Origin of the sequence: Pediococcus damnosus (assembly GCF_001437255.1) — a bacterium.
In the GTDB taxonomy this organism is placed as follows: Bacteria; Bacillota; Bacilli; order Lactobacillales; family Lactobacillaceae; genus Pediococcus; species Pediococcus damnosus.
Genome location: NZ_JQBD01000182.1, coordinates 1 through 609 on the forward strand (window position 1 = coordinate 1; position 609 = coordinate 609).

At 37.1% G+C, this 609-nt stretch carries 1 protein-coding gene; it reads left to right on the top strand.

Going from position 1 to position 609, the window contains the following annotated elements; translation table 11 throughout:
* Nucleotides 1-10: 10 nt before the first annotated feature.
* Nucleotides 11-609 (top strand): ATPase (locus IV84_RS10555; RefSeq protein WP_056986638.1); only part of this gene is annotated, 599 nt, incomplete at its 3' end.

A 609-nucleotide genomic window follows, 5' to 3' on the forward strand; every position in this document is an offset into this window, starting at 1 on the left:
ACTTTGTCCGTTGATAGATAAACCCCAATATATAATTGTTGCTGGTATTAACGGAGCAGGAAAAAGTACGCTATACGATACATTTCCCATCTTGTTTGACAAAACAAAACGGATTAACGCTGATGAACTTTTAAGACAAATGGGTGGCGATTGGCATAAAGATAGTGACAACTTAAAAGCCATGAAAGAAGAAATCAAACAACTACACTATGCTTTAGATCACCAGCAAAGTATTCACGTAGAAACAACACTGGCAGGTAGAGGCAAAGCTCAACTCAATTTGATTGACAAAGCTCACAAAAATGGCTTTGAAGTGACTTTATTATATGTTGCTTTGCGAGATGAAAATTTAGCTATCCAAAGGGTCAACGAACGGGTACAAAAAGGTGGCCACGGTGTTCCAGTAGCAACGATCAAGAAACGTTATCAGCAATCCAAACATAATTTGCCATTAGTGGCCTTTAAATCTGATAAGGTCATGATCTATGATAATAGCGAAAAGTTTACCTCTGTTTATGCAAGAGAGAAGGGACAAGTTTTTAAGAACGATTTGAGGCATTTTCCTTGGATAAACCAAAATATTACTTATCCAGAAAAGGTGCAAAAGCA